At 70.5% G+C, this 18,437-nt stretch carries 13 protein-coding genes and 1 pseudogene; 12 read left to right on the top strand and 2 right to left on the bottom strand.

Annotation, left to right across the window (positions count from 1 at the left end; genetic code table 11):
* Positions 1-60 precede the first annotated feature (60 nt).
* A complete protein-coding gene (locus tag ACQPYZ_RS14370; protein WP_433168304.1) occupies positions 61-1,083 on the bottom strand; it encodes an SGNH/GDSL hydrolase family protein in 1,023 nt (340 codons plus the stop codon).
* 120 nt (positions 1,084-1,203) lie between these two features.
* Here ACQPYZ_RS14370 and ACQPYZ_RS14375 point away from each other — a divergent pair, with 120 nt between their 5' ends.
* The 10 genes from ACQPYZ_RS14375 to ACQPYZ_RS14420 all read left to right on the top strand — a co-directional run bounded on the left by ACQPYZ_RS14375 (position 1,204) and on the right by ACQPYZ_RS14420 (position 15,521).
* The gene (locus tag ACQPYZ_RS14375; RefSeq protein WP_433168305.1) at positions 1,204-2,166 is read left to right on the top strand and encodes a bifunctional riboflavin kinase/FAD synthetase; all 963 of its coding nucleotides are present in this window, start codon (positions 1,204-1,206) and stop codon (positions 2,164-2,166) included.
* Between the two features lie 116 nt (positions 2,167-2,282).
* A complete protein-coding gene (gene rpsO / locus ACQPYZ_RS14380) occupies positions 2,283-2,555 on the top strand; it encodes a 30S ribosomal protein S15 (protein ID WP_131351575.1) in 273 nt (90 codons plus the stop codon).
* A 281-nt stretch (positions 2,556-2,836) separates the two neighbouring features.
* A complete protein-coding gene (locus tag ACQPYZ_RS14385) occupies positions 2,837-5,068 on the top strand; it encodes a polyribonucleotide nucleotidyltransferase (protein ID WP_433169682.1) in 2,232 nt (743 codons plus the stop codon).
* Positions 5,065-6,378 carry a M16 family metallopeptidase gene (locus ACQPYZ_RS14390; protein WP_433168307.1) on the top strand — a complete coding sequence of 438 codons (1,314 nt, stop codon included), beginning with the start codon at positions 5,065-5,067 and terminating at the stop codon, positions 6,376-6,378. Before ACQPYZ_RS14385 ends, ACQPYZ_RS14390 begins: the two co-directional genes overlap by 4 nt.
* Before the next feature lie 87 nt (positions 6,379-6,465).
* Complete coding sequence (locus ACQPYZ_RS14395; RefSeq protein ID WP_433168309.1) at positions 6,466-7,845, top strand: FAD-binding oxidoreductase; 1,380 nt, start codon at positions 6,466-6,468, stop codon at positions 7,843-7,845.
* 148 nt (positions 7,846-7,993) lie between these two features.
* Positions 7,994-9,676 carry an ATP-binding cassette domain-containing protein gene (locus ACQPYZ_RS14400; protein ID WP_433168311.1) on the top strand — a complete coding sequence of 561 codons (1,683 nt, stop codon included), beginning with the start codon at positions 7,994-7,996 and terminating at the stop codon, positions 9,674-9,676.
* Between the two features lie 71 nt (positions 9,677-9,747).
* The gene (locus tag ACQPYZ_RS14405) at positions 9,748-11,571 is read left to right on the top strand and encodes a hypothetical protein (protein WP_433168313.1); all 1,824 of its coding nucleotides are present in this window, start codon (positions 9,748-9,750) and stop codon (positions 11,569-11,571) included.
* A gap of 68 nt (positions 11,572-11,639) precedes the next feature.
* Positions 11,640-12,386, top strand: coding sequence for a 4-hydroxy-tetrahydrodipicolinate reductase (gene dapB, locus ACQPYZ_RS14410; RefSeq protein ID WP_433168315.1), 747 nt, complete (start codon positions 11,640-11,642; stop codon positions 12,384-12,386).
* A gap of 56 nt (positions 12,387-12,442) precedes the next feature.
* Positions 12,443-12,883 (top strand): hypothetical protein, encoded by a 441-nt coding sequence (locus tag ACQPYZ_RS14415; protein ID WP_433168317.1) that lies wholly within the window; start codon positions 12,443-12,445, stop codon positions 12,881-12,883.
* Between the two features lie 130 nt (positions 12,884-13,013).
* Positions 13,014-15,521 (top strand): ATP-binding protein, encoded by a 2,508-nt coding sequence (locus ACQPYZ_RS14420; protein WP_433168319.1) that lies wholly within the window; start codon positions 13,014-13,016, stop codon positions 15,519-15,521.
* Between the two features lie 430 nt (positions 15,522-15,951).
* Here the strand turns inward: ACQPYZ_RS14420 and ACQPYZ_RS14425 are convergent, their stop codons facing one another.
* Positions 15,952-17,676 (bottom strand): alpha/beta hydrolase, encoded by a 1,725-nt coding sequence (locus ACQPYZ_RS14425; RefSeq protein WP_433168321.1) that lies wholly within the window; start codon positions 17,674-17,676, stop codon positions 15,952-15,954.
* Positions 17,677-17,812: 136 nt separating this feature from the next.
* Here ACQPYZ_RS14425 and ACQPYZ_RS14430 point away from each other — a divergent pair, with 136 nt between their 5' ends.
* Positions 17,813-18,385 carry a DinB family protein gene (locus ACQPYZ_RS14430; RefSeq protein WP_433168323.1) on the top strand — a complete coding sequence of 191 codons (573 nt, stop codon included), beginning with the start codon at positions 17,813-17,815 and terminating at the stop codon, positions 18,383-18,385.
* Positions 18,372-18,416 (top strand): annotated as a pseudogene (locus ACQPYZ_RS14435) (hypothetical protein); the annotation flags it as partial. The gene ACQPYZ_RS14430 and the pseudogene ACQPYZ_RS14435, both read left to right, overlap by 14 nt.
* Between the last annotated feature and the right edge of the window lie 21 nt (positions 18,417-18,437).

An 18,437-nucleotide genomic window follows, 5' to 3' on the forward strand; every position in this document is an offset into this window, starting at 1 on the left:
CCGGGCCGAGCCATGCGTGAGGTGGCTCGACCCGGGGTCCGCGCTACGGATTGGAAAGGGTCAGCGTTGCGCGCTGGTCCGTAGCCGGTTCAGGGAGGCCTCGACGGCCTTGGGGGATGCGGCTGCCTGCCGCGACAACTCGCGGCCGCGGGCGGACCAGGCGGCCTGCTCGGCCGCGGTCACCACGGCGGGTGCGCCGGTCAGCGTCTTGTACGTCAGCGACGCGACACCGGCCTGGCCTTCGTAGCGCGGGTGGTAGTTCAGCGCGCGGAGCAGGTTGATGTCCTTGCCCTGGATCCACGCCTGCCCGTCGGGCGCGCAGGCGTCGTGCCCGGTCGACGGCCCGAACGTGTCGACGTACGTCGCGCCGGTCGCGGCGGCCGCGGTCGCGACGGCCGCGTTGAGCGCCTGCTCGATCGAGTACAGGTAGGCGTAGTCGCCGTCGGCGAACGGGAGGATCGCCGGGCACGTCCCCGTCTCGGGCGCGATCTTCGGGTAGCCGATCAGCGCGATCTTCGCCTGCGGGGACCGCTCCTTGATGCCCTGGACCACAGCGGTGATCCGGACCTGGGTCTGCGCGATCCGGGCCTTCAGCGTGTCCACACCGTTGACGGTGAAGTGCGCCTTGCACGGCGCCCCGGTCGGATCGCTCGCGCGCAGCCCCGGACAGGTGCCGATGATGTCGCCGAACACGCCGAAGTCGTTGCCTCCGATCCCGAGCGTGACCAGGTCGGTGTTCGGGCGGAGCGCGTTGAACTGCGGGGCGGCCGTGCCGAGCGGGGTGCTCTGCGGCTGCGTCATGTTCGTGGTGTCCGCGCCGCCGCAGCTGACGTCGGTGAACTGGTAGACGCGCAGCTTCGCGGCGAGCAGCTTGGGGTAGTTGCTGATCGACCGCACACAGCCCAGCGACAGCAGGTCGGGCAGTGGCACGAGCGGCGCCGACGTGTAGGAGTCCCCGAGGGCCACGTAGTGCTTGAACGGCGGTGGCTCCCACGCCGCGGAAGCGGGCGCTGCGGCGGTCAGCGCCGTACCGGGAAGGAGCAGGAACGCCAGCGCAGCCGCGGCGACTCGACGGAGTTTCACCTGTGACCTCCCCAGGAAACGACAGTGCCGACACACCCTAAGTTGAGTGACGCATCGATTACAAGGGGTGACGGCCGACCTGCCGCGCCGAACCGGGACGGGACATGGAATCCTGCTCTCATGCGTGTCTGGCACGGTTTGGACGAGGTGGACCCGGAATTCGGCCCCTCGGTCGTCACCATCGGCAACTTCGACGGCGTGCACCGGGGACACCAGGAGGTGCTCGCGCGCGCCAAGGCGCGGGCGGCCGAGCTGGGTGGCCTGCCGGTGGTCGCGCTCACCTTCGACCCGCATCCGATGCGGGTACTGCGGCCGGACCATGCGCCGCTGATGCTCAGTGACCCCGAGCAGCGCGCCGAGCTGCTCGGCCGGCACGGGGCCGACGCGGTGCTGATCCTCCCGTTCACCAAGGAGGTGTCGGGCTGGTCGCCGGAGGAGTTCATCGACCGGGCGCTGGCCGGCGCGCTGCGCGCGCAGGTCATCGTGGTCGGGGAGAACTTCCGCTTCGGCCACAAGGCGGCCGGGCACGTCGACACGCTGGTCGAGGCCGGCGCGCGGTACGGCTTCCAGGTCGAGGGCCTGAGCCTGGCGGGGGACGAGCAGCCGTGGTCGTCGACGTACGTCCGGCAGCGGCTCGCGGACGGCGACGTGGAGGGCGCGGCCGAGGCGCTCGGGCGGCCGTTGCGGGTGACCGGCGTGGTCGTCGAGGGCGACAAGCGCGGCCGCGAGCTCGGGTACCCGACCGCGAACATCCCCGCCGACCCGACCGCCGCGGTCCCACAGGACGGCGTGTACGCCGGCTGGCTGACCGTGCTCACGCCGGCGCCGGGCGCTCCGGCGTACCCGGACCCGATGCCCGCGGCGATCAGCGTCGGCAGCAACCCGACCTTCGACGGGGTGGACCGCCGGGTGGAGTCGTACGTGCTCGACCGCGACGACCTGGAGTTGTACGGCGCCCGGGTCGCGGTGGACTTCGTCGCCCGGCTGCGCGGCACGCAGATCCGGTTCGAGACCATCGACGAGCTGCTGGTGCAGATGAAGGCCGACGTCGACGGGGCCCGGCGCGTCCTGACCGGGAATTAGGGCGCCGCGTCCACGGACTGATACGCTGGCTGCTGCCGTCTGAACGGCCGCGGACTGAGAGTGCTCGGGTGACGAATGCCCCGGTGCGCCGCGCAACGGAAATCGAGAGGAACTCCGTGTCATCTGTCGATGCTGCGACGAAGAAGAAGATCATCGGTGAGTACGCCCTGACCGAGGGTGACACCGGGTCCCCCGAGGTTCAGGTGGCGCTGCTCACGCACCGGATCGCCGACCTGACCGAGCACCTCAAGGAGCACAAGCACGACCACCACAGCCGTCGTGGCCTGCTGCTGCTCGTCGGTCAGCGCCGCCGGCTGCTGAACTACCTGGCGAAGAAGGACATCAACCGCTACCGGTCCCTGATCGAGCGGCTCGGCCTTCGCCGATGACGTCGCGAGGAGCGGCCCCCGGATCCGGGTGGCCGCTCCTGGCGTATCCGTGCCCCGGCACGGCTGACAACTGAAGACAGAAGCACGTAAGACGAACGAGGCGACGCGAAGCGCGTGGCGGGAGGACGACCGGTCCTCGGTAGTGGCTTTCGGGACGGGCTGCCCACACGGCAGCCGGCACCCGCGGGCCTCGATCGAAGACCGGCACCCCGGAAGCTCGCGCCTCGCAGTCGTCCACTGTGAGAGAGGGGAATCCCGTGTCGGGATCCACCGGTACGCCCATGGAGGGCACCGAATTCGCTGAGGCCGTCCTCGACAACGGCAGCTTCGGCAACCGCACCATCCGCTTCGAGACGGGCCGCCTGGCCCAGCAGGCCGCCGGTTCGGCCGCGGCGTACCTCGACGGCGACACCATGGTGCTCTCGGCCACCACGGCCAGCAAGAAGCCCAAGGACCAGTTCGACTTCTTCCCGCTGACGGTCGACGTCGAGGAGCGGATGTACGCCGCGGGCCGGATCCCCGGCTCGTTCTTCCGCCGCGAGGGCCGCCCGTCCGAGGAGGCCATCCTGACCTGCCGGCTGATCGACCGCCCGCTGCGGCCGTCGTTCGTGTCCGGCCTGCGCAACGAGATCCAGGTCGTCATCACGGTCCTGGCGCTCAACCCGGACAAGCTGTACGACGTGCTCGCGATCAACGCCGCGTCGATGTCGACCCAGCTGGCCGGCCTGCCGTTCTCCGGCCCGATCGGCGGCGTCCGCGTCGCCCTGATCGAGGGCCAGTGGGTGGCGTTCCCGACCCACACCGAGCTTGAGGACGCGGTCTTCGACATGGTCGTCGCCGGCCGGGTGACCGAGTCCGGTGACGTCGCGATCATGATGGTCGAGGCCGAGTCCACCCCGGGTACCTTCGACAAGGTCGCCGCCGGTGTGCAGGCGCCGACCGAGGAGATCGTCGCCGAGGGCCTGGAGGCCTCCAAGGGCTTCATCAAGACCCTGGTCGAGGCGCAGGCCGACCTGGCCGCGCGCGCGGCCAAGCCGACCGGCGAGTTCCCGGTCTTCCCGGACTACCAGGACGACGCGTTCGCCGCGGTCGAGGCCGCCGCCACCGAGGAGCTCTCGCAGGCGCTGACGATCGCCGGCAAGGCCGAGCGGGAGTCGTCCACCGAGGCGGTCAAGGTGGCCGTGGTGGACAAGCTGGCGGCCGACTTCGAGGGCCGCGAGAAGGAGCTGTCCGCGGCGTTCCGGTCGCTGACCAAGAAGCTGGTCCGGCAGCGGGTGCTCAAGGACAAGGTCCGCATCGACGGCCGCGGGCTGGCCGACATCCGGCCGCTCAAGGCGCAGGTGCGGGTGCTGCCGCGGGTGCACGGCTCGGCGCTGTTCGAGCGCGGCGAGACCCAGATCATGGGTGTCACCACGCTGAACATGCTCCGGATGGAGCAGCAGCTGGACACGCTCTCCCCGGAGACGCGCAAGCGCTACATGCACAACTACAACTTCCCGCCGTACTCGACCGGTGAGACCGGCCGGGTGGGTTCGCCGAAGCGCCGCGAGATCGGTCACGGCGCGCTGGCCGAGCGGGCCCTGGTGCCGGTGCTGCCGTCGCGCGAGGACTTCCCGTATGCGCTGCGCCAGGTGTCCGAGGCGCTCGGTTCGAACGGTTCGACCTCGATGGGTTCGGTCTGCGCCTCGACGCTGTCGCTGCTGTCGGCCGGTGTGCCGCTGAAGGCCCCGGTCGCCGGTATCGCGATGGGCCTGATCTCGGGCGAGGTCGACGGCGAGACGGAGTACGTCGCGCTGACCGACATCCTGGGCGCGGAGGACGCGTTCGGCGACATGGACTTCAAGGTCGCCGGCACGAAGGACTTCGTTACCGCCCTGCAGCTGGACACCAAGCTGGACGGCATCCCGGCCAGCGTGCTGGGTGCGGCGCTGAAGCAGGCCAAGGACGCGCGGCTGACGATCCTGGACGTGATGGCCAAGGCCATCGACGCGCCGGGTGAGATGAGCGAGTTCGCGCCGCGGGTCATCTCGGTGAAGGTCCCGGTCGACAAGATCGGCGAGGTCATCGGCCCGAAGGGCAAGATGATCAACCAGATCACCGAGGACACCGGCGCCGACATCTCGATCGAGGACGACGGCACCGTCTACATCGGCGCGACCGACGGCCCGAGTGCGGAGGCCGCGAGAGCTGCTATCAATGCGATCGCGAACCCGACCATGCCGGAGAAGGGCGAGCGCTACCTGGGCACGGTCGTGAAGACGACCAACTTCGGTGCGTTCATCAGCCTGCTGCCGGGCAAGGACGGCCTGCTGCACATCAGCAAGCTGCGCGGCCTGGCCGGCGGCAAGCGGGTCGAGGCGGTCGAGGACGTGCTCTCGGTCGGCCAGAAGCTGCAGGTCGAGATCGCCGAGATCGACGACCGCGGCAAGCTGTCCCTCGTCCCGGTCCTCGAGGAGGACGAGAAGAAGGACGGCGACCAGGGCGCGGAGAAGGCGGCCGAGTCCGCCGAGTGACCCGAGCGATCACCAGCACACTGCTGAGCCCGGAGGCGGGCGGTCCGGTGAAACGGACCGTCCTGCCCTCCGGGCTTCGTGTGCTCTCCCAGTCCGTCCCCGGCTTCCGCTCGGTCACGTTCGGAGTCTGGGTCGGCGTCGGCTCCCGGGACGAACCGGAGCACCTGGCCGGCGCCACGCACTTCCTCGAGCACCTGCTGTTCAAGGGCACCGAGCGCCGGGACGCGCTCGAGATCTCGGCCGCGATCGACGCGGTCGGCGGCGAGATGAACGCGTTCACCGGCAAGGAGTACACCTGCTACTACGCCCGGGTGCTCGACTCCGACCTGCCGCTCGCGGTCGACGTCATCTGCGACATGATCACCTCCGCCACGCTGACGAGTGCGGACGTGGAGAGTGAGCGCGGCGTCATCGACGAGGAGATCGCGATGCACGCCGACGAGACGTCGGACCACATCCACGACCTCTTCGCCGAGCAGCTCTGGGGCCCGTCCCCGCTCGGCCGCTCGATCACCGGTACGCCGGAGTCGGTCGCCGGACTGTCCCGGCAGCAGGTCGTCGGCTGGTACCGCCGCCGCTACAAGCCGGCCAACATGGTCGTCTCGGTCGCCGGGAACGTCGACCACGCCGACGTGGTCCGCCTGGTCCGCAAGGCGTTCGAGCGCCACTGGGTGACCCGCGAGGCCGAGCCCGCTCCGGTACGCCGTGGTGCCGGCAAGCCGATGCCGACGTACGGCGGGGTGCGGGTGCACCACCGCGACGTCGAGCAGGCGCACCTGGTGCTCGGCATGCCGGGCCTGGTGCGCAACGACGAGCGCCGGTACGTCGCCGGCGTACTGCACGGGATCGTCGGCGGCGGGATGTCGTCGCGGCTGTTCCAGGAGGTCCGGGAGAAGCGCGGCCTGGCGTACTCGGTGTTCACGTTCGGGTCGGCGTACTCGGACTCCGGCATGGTCGGCGTCTACGCGGGCTGCCTGCCGAAGAAGGCCGGCGAGGTGCTGGACGTGGTCCGGTCCGAGCTCGAGTCGATTGCCGGCGGCAACATCACGCCGGACGAGCTGCTCCGCGGGAAGGGGCAGATGCGTGGCTCGGTGGTGATGGGCCTGGAGGACACCGGCGCCAAGATGACCCGGATCGCCAAGGCCGAGCTGGTGTATGGCGAGCTGCCGACGGTGGACGAGATCCTGCACCGGATCGACGCCGTCACGCTCGACGACGTGACCGCGCTGGCCGCCGACCTGTACGCCGGCACGCCGGCGCTGACCGTGATGGGTCCCTTCGACGAGGACAGCACCGCTTTCCCGCTTTGAGCCTGCGGTTCAGCCTTCACAGCCCTGCGTCGCAGGAGCAGACTGGCCAGATGTCAGGTGGCCTGGGGGAGGCTCGGGGAGCTGGTCATGAGCACGATCACCACAGAGATGCAGGCGCTCGAGGACTTCCGGGGGGAGCTGGTCCGGCCGGGCGAACCGGCGTACGACGAGCTCCGGAAGGTCTGGAACGGGTCGGTCGACCGGCGGCCCGGATTGATCGCCCGCTGCACCGGGGTCGCCGACGTCCGGTCCGCGCTGGCGTTCGCGCGTCGTACTGGCGGTCCGGTCGCGGTCCGCGGCGGCGGTCACAGCTTCCCGGGCCACTCGACGTGCGACGACGGGATCGTGCTGGACCTGTCGCTCCTCAAGGGCATCCGGGTCGACCCGGTACGGCGTACTGCCCGCGCGCAGGCGGGGGTGCTGCTCGGGGAGCTCGATCGTGAGACTCAGGCGTTCGGGCTGGCCACGCCGTCCGGCATCGTCACCCACACCGGGGTGGCCGGGCTGACGCTGGGCGGGGGGATCGGCTGGCTGATGCGGAAGTACGGGCTGAGCATCGACAACCTGCTCTCGGTCGACGTGGTGACCGCGGACGGTGAGCTGGTGACCGCGAGCGAGGACGAGAACGCCGACCTGTTCTGGGGGATCCGGGGCGGCGGCGGGAACTTCGGCGTCGTCACCGAGTTCGAGTTCCGGCTGCACCCGGTCGGCCCGATCGTGTACGGCGGGCCGATCATGTGGCCGATGACGGAGTCGCCGAGACTCCTGCGCTTCTACCGCGACTGGATCACCGACGTACCCGACGAGCTGACGACCGCGGTGATCCATCGCTGGCTGCCCGCGCTGCCGACGATCCCGCCCGAGCTGCAGGGCCGGCCGGTGGTCCTCGTGCTGGCGTGCTACGCCGGGCCGGTCGAGGACGGGGAGCGCGTCGTGGCGCCGCTCAAGGCGTTCGCGCCGCCGTTGCTCGACCTGTGCGCACCGAAGCCGTTCGTCGCGCTGCAGGGGATGTTCGACCCGAGCTTCCCGCCCGGCCGGTGGTACTACATGCGCTCCTGCGACGTTGCCGAGCTCACTGACGACGTGATCGACGTCGCGGCCGAGCGTGGTCTCGCGATCGACGGGCCACTGACGTCCTACCCGATCTTCCATCTCGGCGGCGCGATCGCCCGCGTCCCGGAGGACGCGACCGCGTTCGGCGGCCGCTCGCACGGTCACACGGTCAACTTCGTCGCCTCCACCCTCGGCCCGGACGGCTTCGACCACCAGCGCGACTGGGTCCACGACTCGTGGCGCGCGATCGAACCCCACCAGGTCGGCGCCTACGTCAACTTCCTCACCGACGAAGGCCCCGACCGCATCCGCACCGCCTACGGCCCCACGACGTACGAACGCCTCCAATCCCTCAAACGCACCTACGACCCCACCAACCTCCTCCACCTGAACCAGAACATCCCGCCGGTGTAACCTCGATGGAGTCGTGTCGCGTCACCACGTGATCTGCCGCTGGATTCCTCGCTGAACGGAATCGCACGCATTTGACGGCCGACGTGCCACACCGCGCTGGATCGACCCAGCGCGGTCTGGCCTGCCGTCTCTGCGAAGGAATCTCATTGTGCTCGCCGCATTCCGCACTGCTCGTGCCTCCCTGTCCGACGCCGCCCGGATCACCCCTGGGTGGCTGCTGCTCTACTCCGCGCTCGTCCTCCTCCAGGCCGCGCTGCCCGGTGCCCAGGTCGTCCTGATCGAGGAGCTGCTCGCCGGTGGCTCCGGCGCCTGGGGCCCGCTGCTCGGCCTGACGGTCGTCGTCGGGGCGATGTACCCGTTCGCCCAGGTGACGGTGGCGGTCGGGCAGCGGATGATGTTGCGCCTCCGGCTGCACTACCGGACCGAGCTCGCCCACGCGGCCGCACGGCTGAGTCCGAGCCGGCTGGCCGATCCGGACGTGGTGACCGATCTGGAGGCCAGCCAGTCCGCAACGCACCCGATGAGCGATATCGCGGGCAAACCGGTCCAGGTGCTGGGCGCGGCCGCGACCTCCGTCGTGTTGTGCGCCGCGATCTGGTCGTTCAACCCACTGTCCGGATTGCTGGTGCTGGCCGCGCTCGTGCCGACGGTCCTCGCCTTCACCCTCATCTCGCGGATGGAGGCGAAGAGCTGGCCGACGGTGGCCGAGCAGGACCGGCGGGCGGCGTACGCGACCGAGCAACTGATCCAGCAACGCTCCGGCACCGAGTTGGCGGTCCTCGGTTCCGGGCCGAAGGTTGCCGGCCTGATCGCGGGCCACCGGACCGAGGCGACGCGGGTCCTGGACCGGATGATCCGGACGGCGATGATCCTCGAGCTCGCCGCGGCCGTGCTGACGGCGGTGCTGTTCGGCGGTGCCCTGGTCACCCTCGTGCTCGGTGACGCCGGCGGTGCGGCGGCTGCCGCGGCGATCGCCGGCGCGATCTCCGGACTCAACGCGATCCGCCAGTGTGGCTACGCGTTCGGCACGATCGTCACCGCGACGCCGCAAGCCGGAATCTATCGTCGCTTCGTCCGATCTGTGCCGGCGCAGGACGAGCAGAGCCTGGTGCCGAGCGTGCTGTCGGTCGCCTTGGACCACGTCAGTTTCAGTTACCGCGGCGAGCCTGCGTTGCGGGACGTCTGCATCGAGGCGAGGCAGGGGGAGCTGATCGCGCTCGTCGGCGCGAACGGAGCGGGCAAATCCACAGCGATCAACCTGCTCGTGGGCAGTCTGACGCCGGACCGGGGCCGGGTGCTGATCGACGGCAAGGACGCGGCGGATCTGACCGAGGGTGAGCGGCTCGGGCACTTCGGCCTGCTGGTGCAGGAGTTCGGGCGCTTCGAGTTCACCCTGCGCGATGCGGTGGCGCTGGGGTCACCGCAGCCGGTGTCCGATCGCGACGTACGGGCGGCACTGGCAGGCACGTTCGCCGCGGAGCTGGCGCTCGACACGCAGCTGGGACAGCAGTGGGGAGGAACCGGGATCTCCGGTGGTCAGTGGCAACGGCTCGCGCTGGCGCGGATCCGGTTGCGCGACGCCGGGGTCTGGATCCTCGACGAACCGACGTCGGCCATCGACGCCGAGGCCGAACAGGAGATCTTCGCCGAGTTGCGCCGTACCAGCGGCGGCCGCATCACCATCGTCGTGTCACATCGAGCCTGGACGTTGCGGGAGATGGACCGCATCTACGTCATCGATCACGGTGCTGTGGTGCAGCAGGGCACCTACACGCAGTTGATGTCCCAGCCGGAGGGCCGCTTCGCCCGGCTGTTCGCCGCGTCCGAGTGAGCCGCTGGCGCCGTTCGGGGTACGCACGCTCGCGACAGCTGTTGGTTTGGTGATGGCTTAGGGTGGCGGCCGTGGATTCGGTGGGTGGGGTGCGGCGGCGGTGGGGGCTGCTGGGCGTGCTCGTGGTGGCGGGTGCGGTGGCGGCGTGGTGGATCGTGAGCGCCGGCCGAGTCGCCAACGAGGGCTTCGACATCACCGATGAGGGTTACTACCTGCTGTCGTACCGGTGGTGGGACAGCAACCCGCTCGCGTTGACCGGGGTGCAATACCTGTACGGCCCGGTGTTCGAGCTGCTCGGGTACGACATCGTGCGGCTGCGGTTCTTCCGGTTGCTGACCGTGGTCGTCGTCCACCTGGCCTTCGGCTACAGCTTCATGCGCTGGCTCCGGGGGCGCCGGCCCGGCGCACCTCCGACGAGGCTGTGGGAGCTGGCCGGGATCGCGACCATCCTCGCAGCCGGTGGCATGTGTTACAGCTGGCTGCCGATGTCGCCCGGGTACAACGACGTCATCCTGCTCGGGTCGCTGACTCTGGTCGCCTGCGTGCTGTGGATGGCGACCGCGGTGGACCGCGACCGGCCGGCGCCGTTCTGGGTGCTGATGGTCGCCGGAGCGGTCATCGGCCTGATGGTGCTGGCGAAGTGGACGTCGGTCGTGGTGATCGGGCTGATCGTGGTCGCGGCGCTGGTCGTGCTCGCCGGTCAGGGTGCCCGGGCCGTCGCCCGAGGCATCGGGTACGCCGTCGCCGGCCTCGGGGTGGTCGCGCTCCTCGTCCAGGTGTTCGTGGTCAGCCTGGAGGTCGCGATCCCGGGGATCATGACCGTCAACCAGTTCATCGCGGAGACGTCGTACACCCCGACCGCGTTGCTGCACGTGTATTGGTCGACCGGTCTGGAGCTGGTGGAGACCACCCTCCGCCATCATGCGGTGCTGCTGGTCGCGGCCGCCGTGGCGGTGGTCGGCCGTTGGCCCTGGCTCCGGATCGTGGCCGCGGTCCTCGTCGCTGCCGGGTTCGTCCTTTCGGTACGGCGGGTTGTCGCCGACGACGCCGCGGTCGGGGGATCGGTGCACATCGCCGACTACACCGTGACGCTGCTGGCCGCCGTACTCGTGGCTCTCGTGACGGCCGTCGCGGCTGTGGTCGCGGGACGGTACGGTCTGACGCGACCATCGGCGTTGAGCCGGGAGAAGGCCCGGGGGTGGGTCGTGCTCGGGCTGCTCGTGGTGCTGCCGATGGTGCAGGCCTTCGGCACGAACAATCCGCTGTACACGATCGGCTTCAACGCGTTCGCCGCCTGGGCCGCGGTGATGATCGCGGTGGTGACCGGCATCTGGGCGGTCCCCGTGCTCGCCCGGCTCACCGTCGGCCTGGTCACGGTGGCGTCGCTGGTGGCGGTGGCGTCGATCTCGTACACCGGGATGTTCCTGCACCCGTACCGCTCGGTCGGCCACGCGCAACTGACCGAGCCGGCGAGCCCGGAGCCGCTGAAAGGCCTCTACGTGCAGCCGGCCGCGGCCCGCAACTACGCCGCGCTCGAGGCCGCGCTGCGGCCGTACCTCCAGCCGCCGGGCCGGCCGGTCCTCGCGTTCGACAAGATGGCCGGCCTGGTCCTGCTGCTGCAGGGCAAGCCGGTCGGCGAGGCCTGGGTGGCGCCGAAGGAACGCAACCGGACGGCGGCCGGAATCGAGGAGGCCTGCCGGACCGGGCAGCCGTGGAGTCCCGGCCGGCCGCCGGTCATCCTGCTGAACCGGCGGATCTCGGAGGTCGAGATCACCGCGCTGCGGGCGTGCGCGCTGGACTTCGCCGCCGACTACGAGCTGCTCGCGCCGCCGAGCCGGACGATGAACCTGCAGGTCTACGTACCGCGCGACGAACGGGCGACGGTGACCCCGTGAGGTCATGATCGGCCGCGTCCGCGCTGATGAGATCCTGGGGCGGTCGGAGTTCTGTCGAAAGGGTGCGGATGATCAAGGTCGGTGTGCTGGGAGCCAAGGGCAGGATGGGCGCCCAGACGTGCCTGGCGGTCGAGGAGGCCGCGGACTGCGAGCTGGTCGCGCGGCTGGACCAGGGCGACGAGCTCGACCAGCTGACCTCGGCCGGTGCCGAGGTGGTGGTCGACTTCACCCGTCCCGAGGTGGTGATGGACAACCTCGCCTGGTGCATCGAGCACGGTGTGCACGCCGTCGTCGGCACCACCGGTTTCGACGACGAACGGCTCGCCACCCTGCGCGACCTGCTGGCGAAGAGCCCGGGGACCGGCCTCCTGATCGCACCGAACTTCTCCATCGGGGCCGTCCTGATGATGCGGTTCGCCGCGAAGGCCGCGAAGTACTACGAGTCCGTCGAGATCATCGAGTTGCACCACCCGGACAAGGTCGACGCGCCGTCCGGGACGGCCCGCCGGACCGCGGAGCTGGTCGCGGCCGCTCGGCGGGAGGCCGGATCCGGGCCGGTTCCGGACGCCACCACGACCGCCCTGGACGGCGCCCGCGGTGCGGACGTCGACGGGATCCGCGTGCACGGCGTCCGGCTGCGTGGGCTGATCGCGCACCAGGAGGTGCTGTTCGGCGACGAGGGGGAGACGCTGACGATCCGGCACGACTCGATGGCCCGGGTCTCGTTCATGGCCGGCGTCCTGCTCGGCGTCCGCCGGATCGGTGACACCCCCGGGCTGACCGTCGGCCTCGAGCACTTCCTGGACCTCGACTGAGCTGCCCGAGCCGAGCTGACCGAGTTGAGATGCCGTGCTGAGATGAATGGGCCGAGATGACCGCGAAGCGGACCGCGCTGGTGCTCGCGGTCGTCTTCGTCGTGTACGCCGTCCTGCTCGGATGGCGCGGGGTCCTGCTGATCGGCACCGGCGACCCGGTCGCGGTCGGCCTCGGGATCGCCGTCCTGGTGATCCCCGTGCTCGGGGCGTACCTGGTGTGGCGGGAGTTCCGGTTCGGCCGCAGTACCGAGGTGCTGGCGCGTGAGCTGGAGGCGGCCGGCGGCCTGCCGGTGGACGACCTGCCACGGCGTCCGTCCGGGCGGATCGACCGTGCGGCCGCGGACGCGGCGTTCGAGAAGTACCGGGCCGAGGCCGAGGCCGCGCCGGACGACTGGCGGGTCTGGTTCCGGTTGTCGACGGCGTACGACGCGGCCGGCGACCGCCGGCGCGCGCGGGCCACCATGCGGACCGCGATCGCGCAACACGACCGCGGCTAGCCGGGAGTTCCCTGGGAGTTGGCTGTGAACGACGCCGGGGTGACTGACAACGCGGTGCGGAACGGGCTATTTTCAGTGGAGGCGCGTGGCAACCGCCACGTGTGGGTCGGAAACTGGGTGGAGCCGTCCTGTGCCATCTGACGGGTCTCGCCGCGGATCTGACGACACGCAAGGGGCGGGTTTCGGCGGGCTGTTGCGCCGGCACCGGCGTGAGGCCGGGTTGTCGCAGGAGGGTCTGGCCGAGCTCGCCGGCCTGAGTGTCGATGCGATCGCGGCGTTGGAGCGGGGTCGTCGGCGCGCGCCGCGCGCGCACACCCTGCGCCTGCTCGCGGACGCTCTCCGCCTGGGTACGACGGACCGCGCCCAGCTCACCGCCGCCGCGCGCCGCGACACCGAGTCCCCGCAACCGCAGCTGCGCCGCCCGCCCGCCCCGCCGAACGAACTCATCGGCCGGACCACCGAGCTGACCGCAACCAAACGTTTGCTGGGCCAGCGGCTCACCCGGTTGCTGACCCTGACCGGACCGGGCGGCGTCGGGAAGACCCGGCTGACCGTCGCGCTGGCGGCCGAGCTCGAGGACAGCTTCCAGGACGGCGTCTGCTGGGTTCCGCTCGCCTCGCTCACCGATCCGGCCGGCGTGGTCCCGGCGGTGGCGGCCGCGACCGGCCTGCACCCGATGGACAACGCCCGACTGGTCGAGGCGATCGCCGAGCAGATCGGCCGCCGGACCATGCTGCTGGTGTTCGACAACTGCTCGCACGTCGTAGCCACCGTCGGGCAGATCTGCGCCGCCCTGCTGGAGTACTGCCCCAACCTGTCGATCCTGGCCTCGAGCCGCGAGCTCCTCCGCGTCCCCGGCGAGAGTGTGTACGTCGTCCCGGCGCTCGCGCTGCCGCACGACGAGGACAACCTCGAGGCCTCGGCCGCCGTCCGGCTGTTCGTCGACCGGGCCACCGCGCGTGGGTACGACGTCGACGGACAACTCGACCAGGTCGCCCGGGTGGTCCGGCGGCTCGAGGGCATGCCGCTCGCGATCGAGCTGGCGGCCGCGCGGACGAACGTGATGACGATCGAGGAGCTCGCCTCGGAGCTGGAGACCTCGTTCGGGATCCTGGCCGGCGGCTCGCGCACAGCCTCTCCGCGACAGCAGTCCATGTACGGCGCGATCGAGTGGAGCCACGACCTGCTCACGCCGGCCGAGCGGGACGTGTTCGCCCAGCTGTCGGTGTTCGTCGGCGGCTGGACGCTGAGTGCGGCCGCCACGGTGATGTCCGGTCAGCCGTCACCGGGTCCGCTGGAGCGGGCCGAGGCGCTCGACCTGACCGGCCGGCTGGTGGACAAGTCGCTGATCCGGGTGATCCAGCGCAGCGGAGTCGCGCGGTACTACATGCTCGCGGTGATCCGGGAGTTCGCCGCCGACCGGCTGACGGCCGCCGGGATGGCGGAGGAGGCGGCCCGCCGGCATGCCCACTTCTACATCGGCCTGGCCGAAGAGGCGGAAGGCCAGCTGCGCGGGGTGAACCAGGCGCAGTGGATCGAGCGACTGGACGCGGAGCTGGACAACCTCCGGGCCGCGATGGCGTGGTCGCTGCGGACGCGATCGGTCGACGAGGCGCTGCGGCTGGCCGGCGGGCTGTGGCTCTTCTGCTACCTGCGCGGCCACTACGCCGAAGGCAGCCAGTGGCTGGAGCGCGCACTCGCGCTCGCGGAAACAGTCCCCGCGGCGGACGTCGAGCGGCTGGCCGCCGCCTGCGCGAAGGCCAACCTGGGCGCAGGGATGCTCGCCTTCCTGCAGTGTGAGTACGACGCCGCGACCGCACGGCTGCAGACCGCGCTGACGCAGTACAAGGAGCTCGGCGACACCGCTGGTACGGCGCTCGTGCTGCAACGGCTCGGCGGGGTCGCCCGGGAACGCGGGGACTACGCGGCCGCGGAGGACCTGCACTGCGAGAGCTACGACCTCTACGAAAATCTCGGCGACCGGTCGGGGATGGCATGGGCGCACAATCACCTGGGCTTCGTCGCCTGGTTGCGCGGCGACCTGGACGTCGGCGCACGCCGGTGCCGGCGGGCGCTGGACAGCTTCCGGGTGCTCGGCGACGGCGAGGGCAACGCCTGGTCGTTGATCAGCCTCGGCACGATCGCGCAGTACCGCGGTGAGCTGGTGGAGGCGGAGGACCTGCTGCAGGAGAGCCTGGCGTTGTCCCAGCGGCTCGGATACCGCGAGGGTGTCGCCTGGTCGCTGAACCAGCTCGGCATCGTCGAACGGCGGCGCGGGCTGACCGAGCGCGCCGTACACCTGCTGGACGAGAGCCTGGCCGAGCACCGCGACCTGGGTGACAGGTGGCGGTCGGCCAGTGTGCTCGAGGAGCTGGCCACGGTCGCCCAGCAGCGGGGGAGAGCCGAGTACGCCGCGTTCCTTCTCGGCGCCGCGGACGGGGTGCGGGAGGTGATCAGGGCGCCGGTGCCGGAGATCGAGAAGGCCGACCACCTGGCCACCCGGACCGCGGTCGAGCAGGCTCTCGACCGCCGGGCGTTCCGAACAGCCTGGTCGGCCGGCCGAGCCGCTCCGCTCGCCGCCGTCGCCGACGGATACCCACCGGCCCCGGCCAGCCCGAACCGCACCGGCCGGCTCTGACCCGGGACGTGCCGATCCGACCGGCGACCGCCGATCGGATGGTGCCTCGCGGAGCACCACGACCTGGGGGATCGACGGTACCCCGCGAGGGATCTGAGAGCGCGGGCCTGACGTGACGGACCCGGCCGGCTGTGTCCCTGTCTGACCCCCCAGGCAGTCCCCCCACCTCACAGCCGGCCGAAGCCACGTCGGCGATGTCACCTCGCGTCGAGCCCTCCCAGTCGACGGCCGGTTCCTCCGCGCTGACACAAGGTTGCCGAAATCACGCTCCGTCGCACAGGGACGGAACCCTGACATCCCCCTGACAAATATGTCCTGACAACGATTCTCCTGCGGGGTTTTCGCCGAAAGTGACCGCGGAATTCCCGTCCGTACCCGCTATCCGCAGGAATTCCTGCGCATTTCCAGCCCGGGCGGGACAAACGCAGGCTCAGTGCAGATATCCGGAGACGGCCTTGGTGAATCCAGCAATCCGGCGCAACGGCGTCCGGGCCTCCTGCCGGGCGCCTTCGCCGTACTCCAGCTCCGGCTGGGGAGCCGACGGCGCCGGGATGCCCTCGCCGGCGCAGGTGACGTCCTTGGCCGGTGCCTTACCGGTGGTCAGGAACTTGTTGACGATCGCGTCCGCGCACTTGTTCACGCCGCCGTACACGCCGTGGTCGCCCTCGCGGCTGACGGTGACCAGGCGGGAGCCGGCGTACCGGCTGTGGGCGGAAGCGGCGAGCTCGTACGGCGTCGCCGGGTCGTGTGCCGATTGCACCATCAATGTGGTCGGCAGTCCTTGGCCGGTCGGCTGCGGCATGGTCAGGTTCGGGCGGTCCCAGTAGAAGCACGGGTTCTCGTTCATGCCCCAGCCGATCAACGGGTACTTCGGCCCGAGCCGGGCAGCCAACTGGTCGCCGTACTCGCGGCCCTGCGGCCACGGGGTGTCGTTGCAGGTGACCGCGGTGAAGGTCGCACCCTCGGCGTCGTCGCCGACGATCCGGCCGAGGGGACGCAGGCCGACGGTGTCGCGGGCGGCCCGCCGCACCAATTCGCGTTGGCGTTCCGGTGACAGTGCGTCTACCTTGCGTTGCGCTGCGCGTGGTCCGCCTTTGCTCTGGGCCGCGGAAAGGTCGCGCAGAAATGCCAGGTCGGCGGCCAGTGACGGAAAGTCGACCTTTGTATACATATCCCCGGAAACGATCTCGTCCAGGGTGTTCTGGTCGTAGCCGATCTTGATCGATCCCTCGAAGTACTCCTCGATCGCCGGCTGCTTCTTCAGCGCCGCCCGGAGCTTCTCGTACGTCCTGATCACCGTGCGCGGCGACGAGCCGAGCTTCAGCCGGTCGTCGTACTTCGCCGCCCAGGGCGCGAAGTCCTCGCGGAACCGGCGTTCGAACCCGTGCGGCTGCGCGGTGAAGGTGTCGATCCACGGCCGGGTGAAGTCGGTGTTCGAGTCCAGCACGAAGCGGCCGACGTGCTGCGGAAAGTAGGTCTGGTAGTACGCGCCCATCCAGGTGCCGCCGGAGTACCCGACGAAGTCGATGGTGTCGTAGCCGAGCAGCCGGCGGATGAGGTCCATGTCCTGCACGGTCTGCGCGGTGGTGATGTAGGGGAGCAGGCCGCGGGACTGACCGTCGCAATACGGCTGGCTGAGGCGCGACGCCTCCGCGATCAGCTCGAGGTTCCGCGGGTCGCGGTCGCGGGCGTCCATGGTGTAGCCGGGCGCGCCCTGGCAGGTCACGTTCGTGCTGTCGCCGGTGCCGCGCGGGTCGAACCCCACGGCCAGGTGGTCCTTCGCCAACGGCGCCTGACTGGCCAGGTACGGCGCCATGCCGAGACCCGCCCCACCGGGTCCGCCCGGATTGCCGAAGACCACCCGGCTCGGCTTGCCCTTCGCCGGTGCGACCTTGCTGACCGCGAGTTGGATGTCATGACCGGAGTACTGGTTGGCCCAGTCGCGGGGCGCGGTGATCCTGGCGCAGTACGTCCGGAACTCCTGGTCGCCGCACGGCTTCCACACCGGCTTCTGCTCCAGGTACCGGTTGGCGACCCGGTGCGGCCGGTCGACCGCGGTCACCTGGTCCATCGACGCGGTCGCACCCGACCCGGGGACGACGAGGACGGCAGCGGCGGACAGCCCTAGGCCGACGGCCAGGGGAAGGTACTTCATCGATACTCCAGCGGATGGCCTTGCGTGACGGGACCGTGACAATCTGTCATGCCCGGTCCGGTCGGTCGAGCACCACCCCCGGCCGGTCGTGGATCAGGCCGCGTGCTATGTCGGCGACGGGCTCTACTGTCGTCCAATGGACTGCGGAGACTTGGTGATCGGGCAGCTGGAGTTCTACTGGGACTTCCATCTCTGGCCGCGGCTCGAGGGACTGACGGACGAGGAGTACTTCTGGGAGCCCGTCGAGGGAGCGTGGTCGGTGCGCCCGGACGAGAGCGGTCGGATGGTCGTCGACCACACGGAGCCGGTGCCGGATCCGCCGCCGGTGACCACGATCGCGTGGCGCCTGGTCCACGTCGCCGTCAACTACGCCACCCGGGTGAACACGTTCTTCGGTGACGGGAGCGTGCCGGACGACGCCGACATGTTCGACCCGCGGCACGTCCCGGCCGACCTGCCCGGGACGGCGGCGGACGGGCTGGCCTTCCTCGAGCACTGGTACACGCGGTGGCGCCAGGCGCTGCGGGGGCTGACCGAGGACGAGCTGGCCCGGCCCCTCGGCCCGAAGGGTGCGTACTACGCCGACGACTCCATGCTCGCCCTGGCCGTTCACGTGAACCGGGAGTCCATCCACCACGGCGCCGAGATCTGTCTGCTCCGCGACCTCTACCGCGCCGGCGTGGCAGGTGATCAACGTGCCCGCGTTTGACCTGCACATCGTCTTCGACTGCGCGGACCCGGACAAGGTCGCCCGGTTCTGG

The sequence above is a fragment of the Kribbella sp. CA-247076 genome, assembly GCF_050942445.1.
Lineage (GTDB): Bacteria > Actinomycetota > Actinomycetes > Propionibacteriales > Kribbellaceae > Kribbella.

What these genes read in the sequence shown, in the direction of transcription:
- ACQPYZ_RS14395 (WP_433168309.1), top strand. Translation starts at nt 6,466, where the DNA reads ATGAGCACGATCACCACAGAGATGCAGGCGCTCGAGGACTTCCGGGGG.
- ACQPYZ_RS14415 (WP_433168317.1), top strand. Translation starts at nt 12,443, where the DNA reads ATGACCGCGAAGCGGACCGCGCTGGTGCTCGCGGTCGTCTTCGTCGTG.
- ACQPYZ_RS14430 (WP_433168323.1), top strand. Translation starts at nt 17,813, where the DNA reads ATGGACTGCGGAGACTTGGTGATCGGGCAGCTGGAGTTCTACTGGGAC.
- ACQPYZ_RS14425 (WP_433168321.1), bottom strand. Translation starts at nt 17,676, where the DNA reads ATGAAGTACCTTCCCCTGGCCGTCGGCCTAGGGCTGTCCGCCGCTGCC.
- ACQPYZ_RS14375 (WP_433168305.1), top strand. Translation starts at nt 1,204, where the DNA reads ATGCGTGTCTGGCACGGTTTGGACGAGGTGGACCCGGAATTCGGCCCC.
- ACQPYZ_RS14385 (WP_433169682.1), top strand. Translation starts at nt 2,837, where the DNA reads ATGGAGGGCACCGAATTCGCTGAGGCCGTCCTCGACAACGGCAGCTTC.
- dapB (WP_433168315.1), top strand. Translation starts at nt 11,640, where the DNA reads ATGATCAAGGTCGGTGTGCTGGGAGCCAAGGGCAGGATGGGCGCCCAG.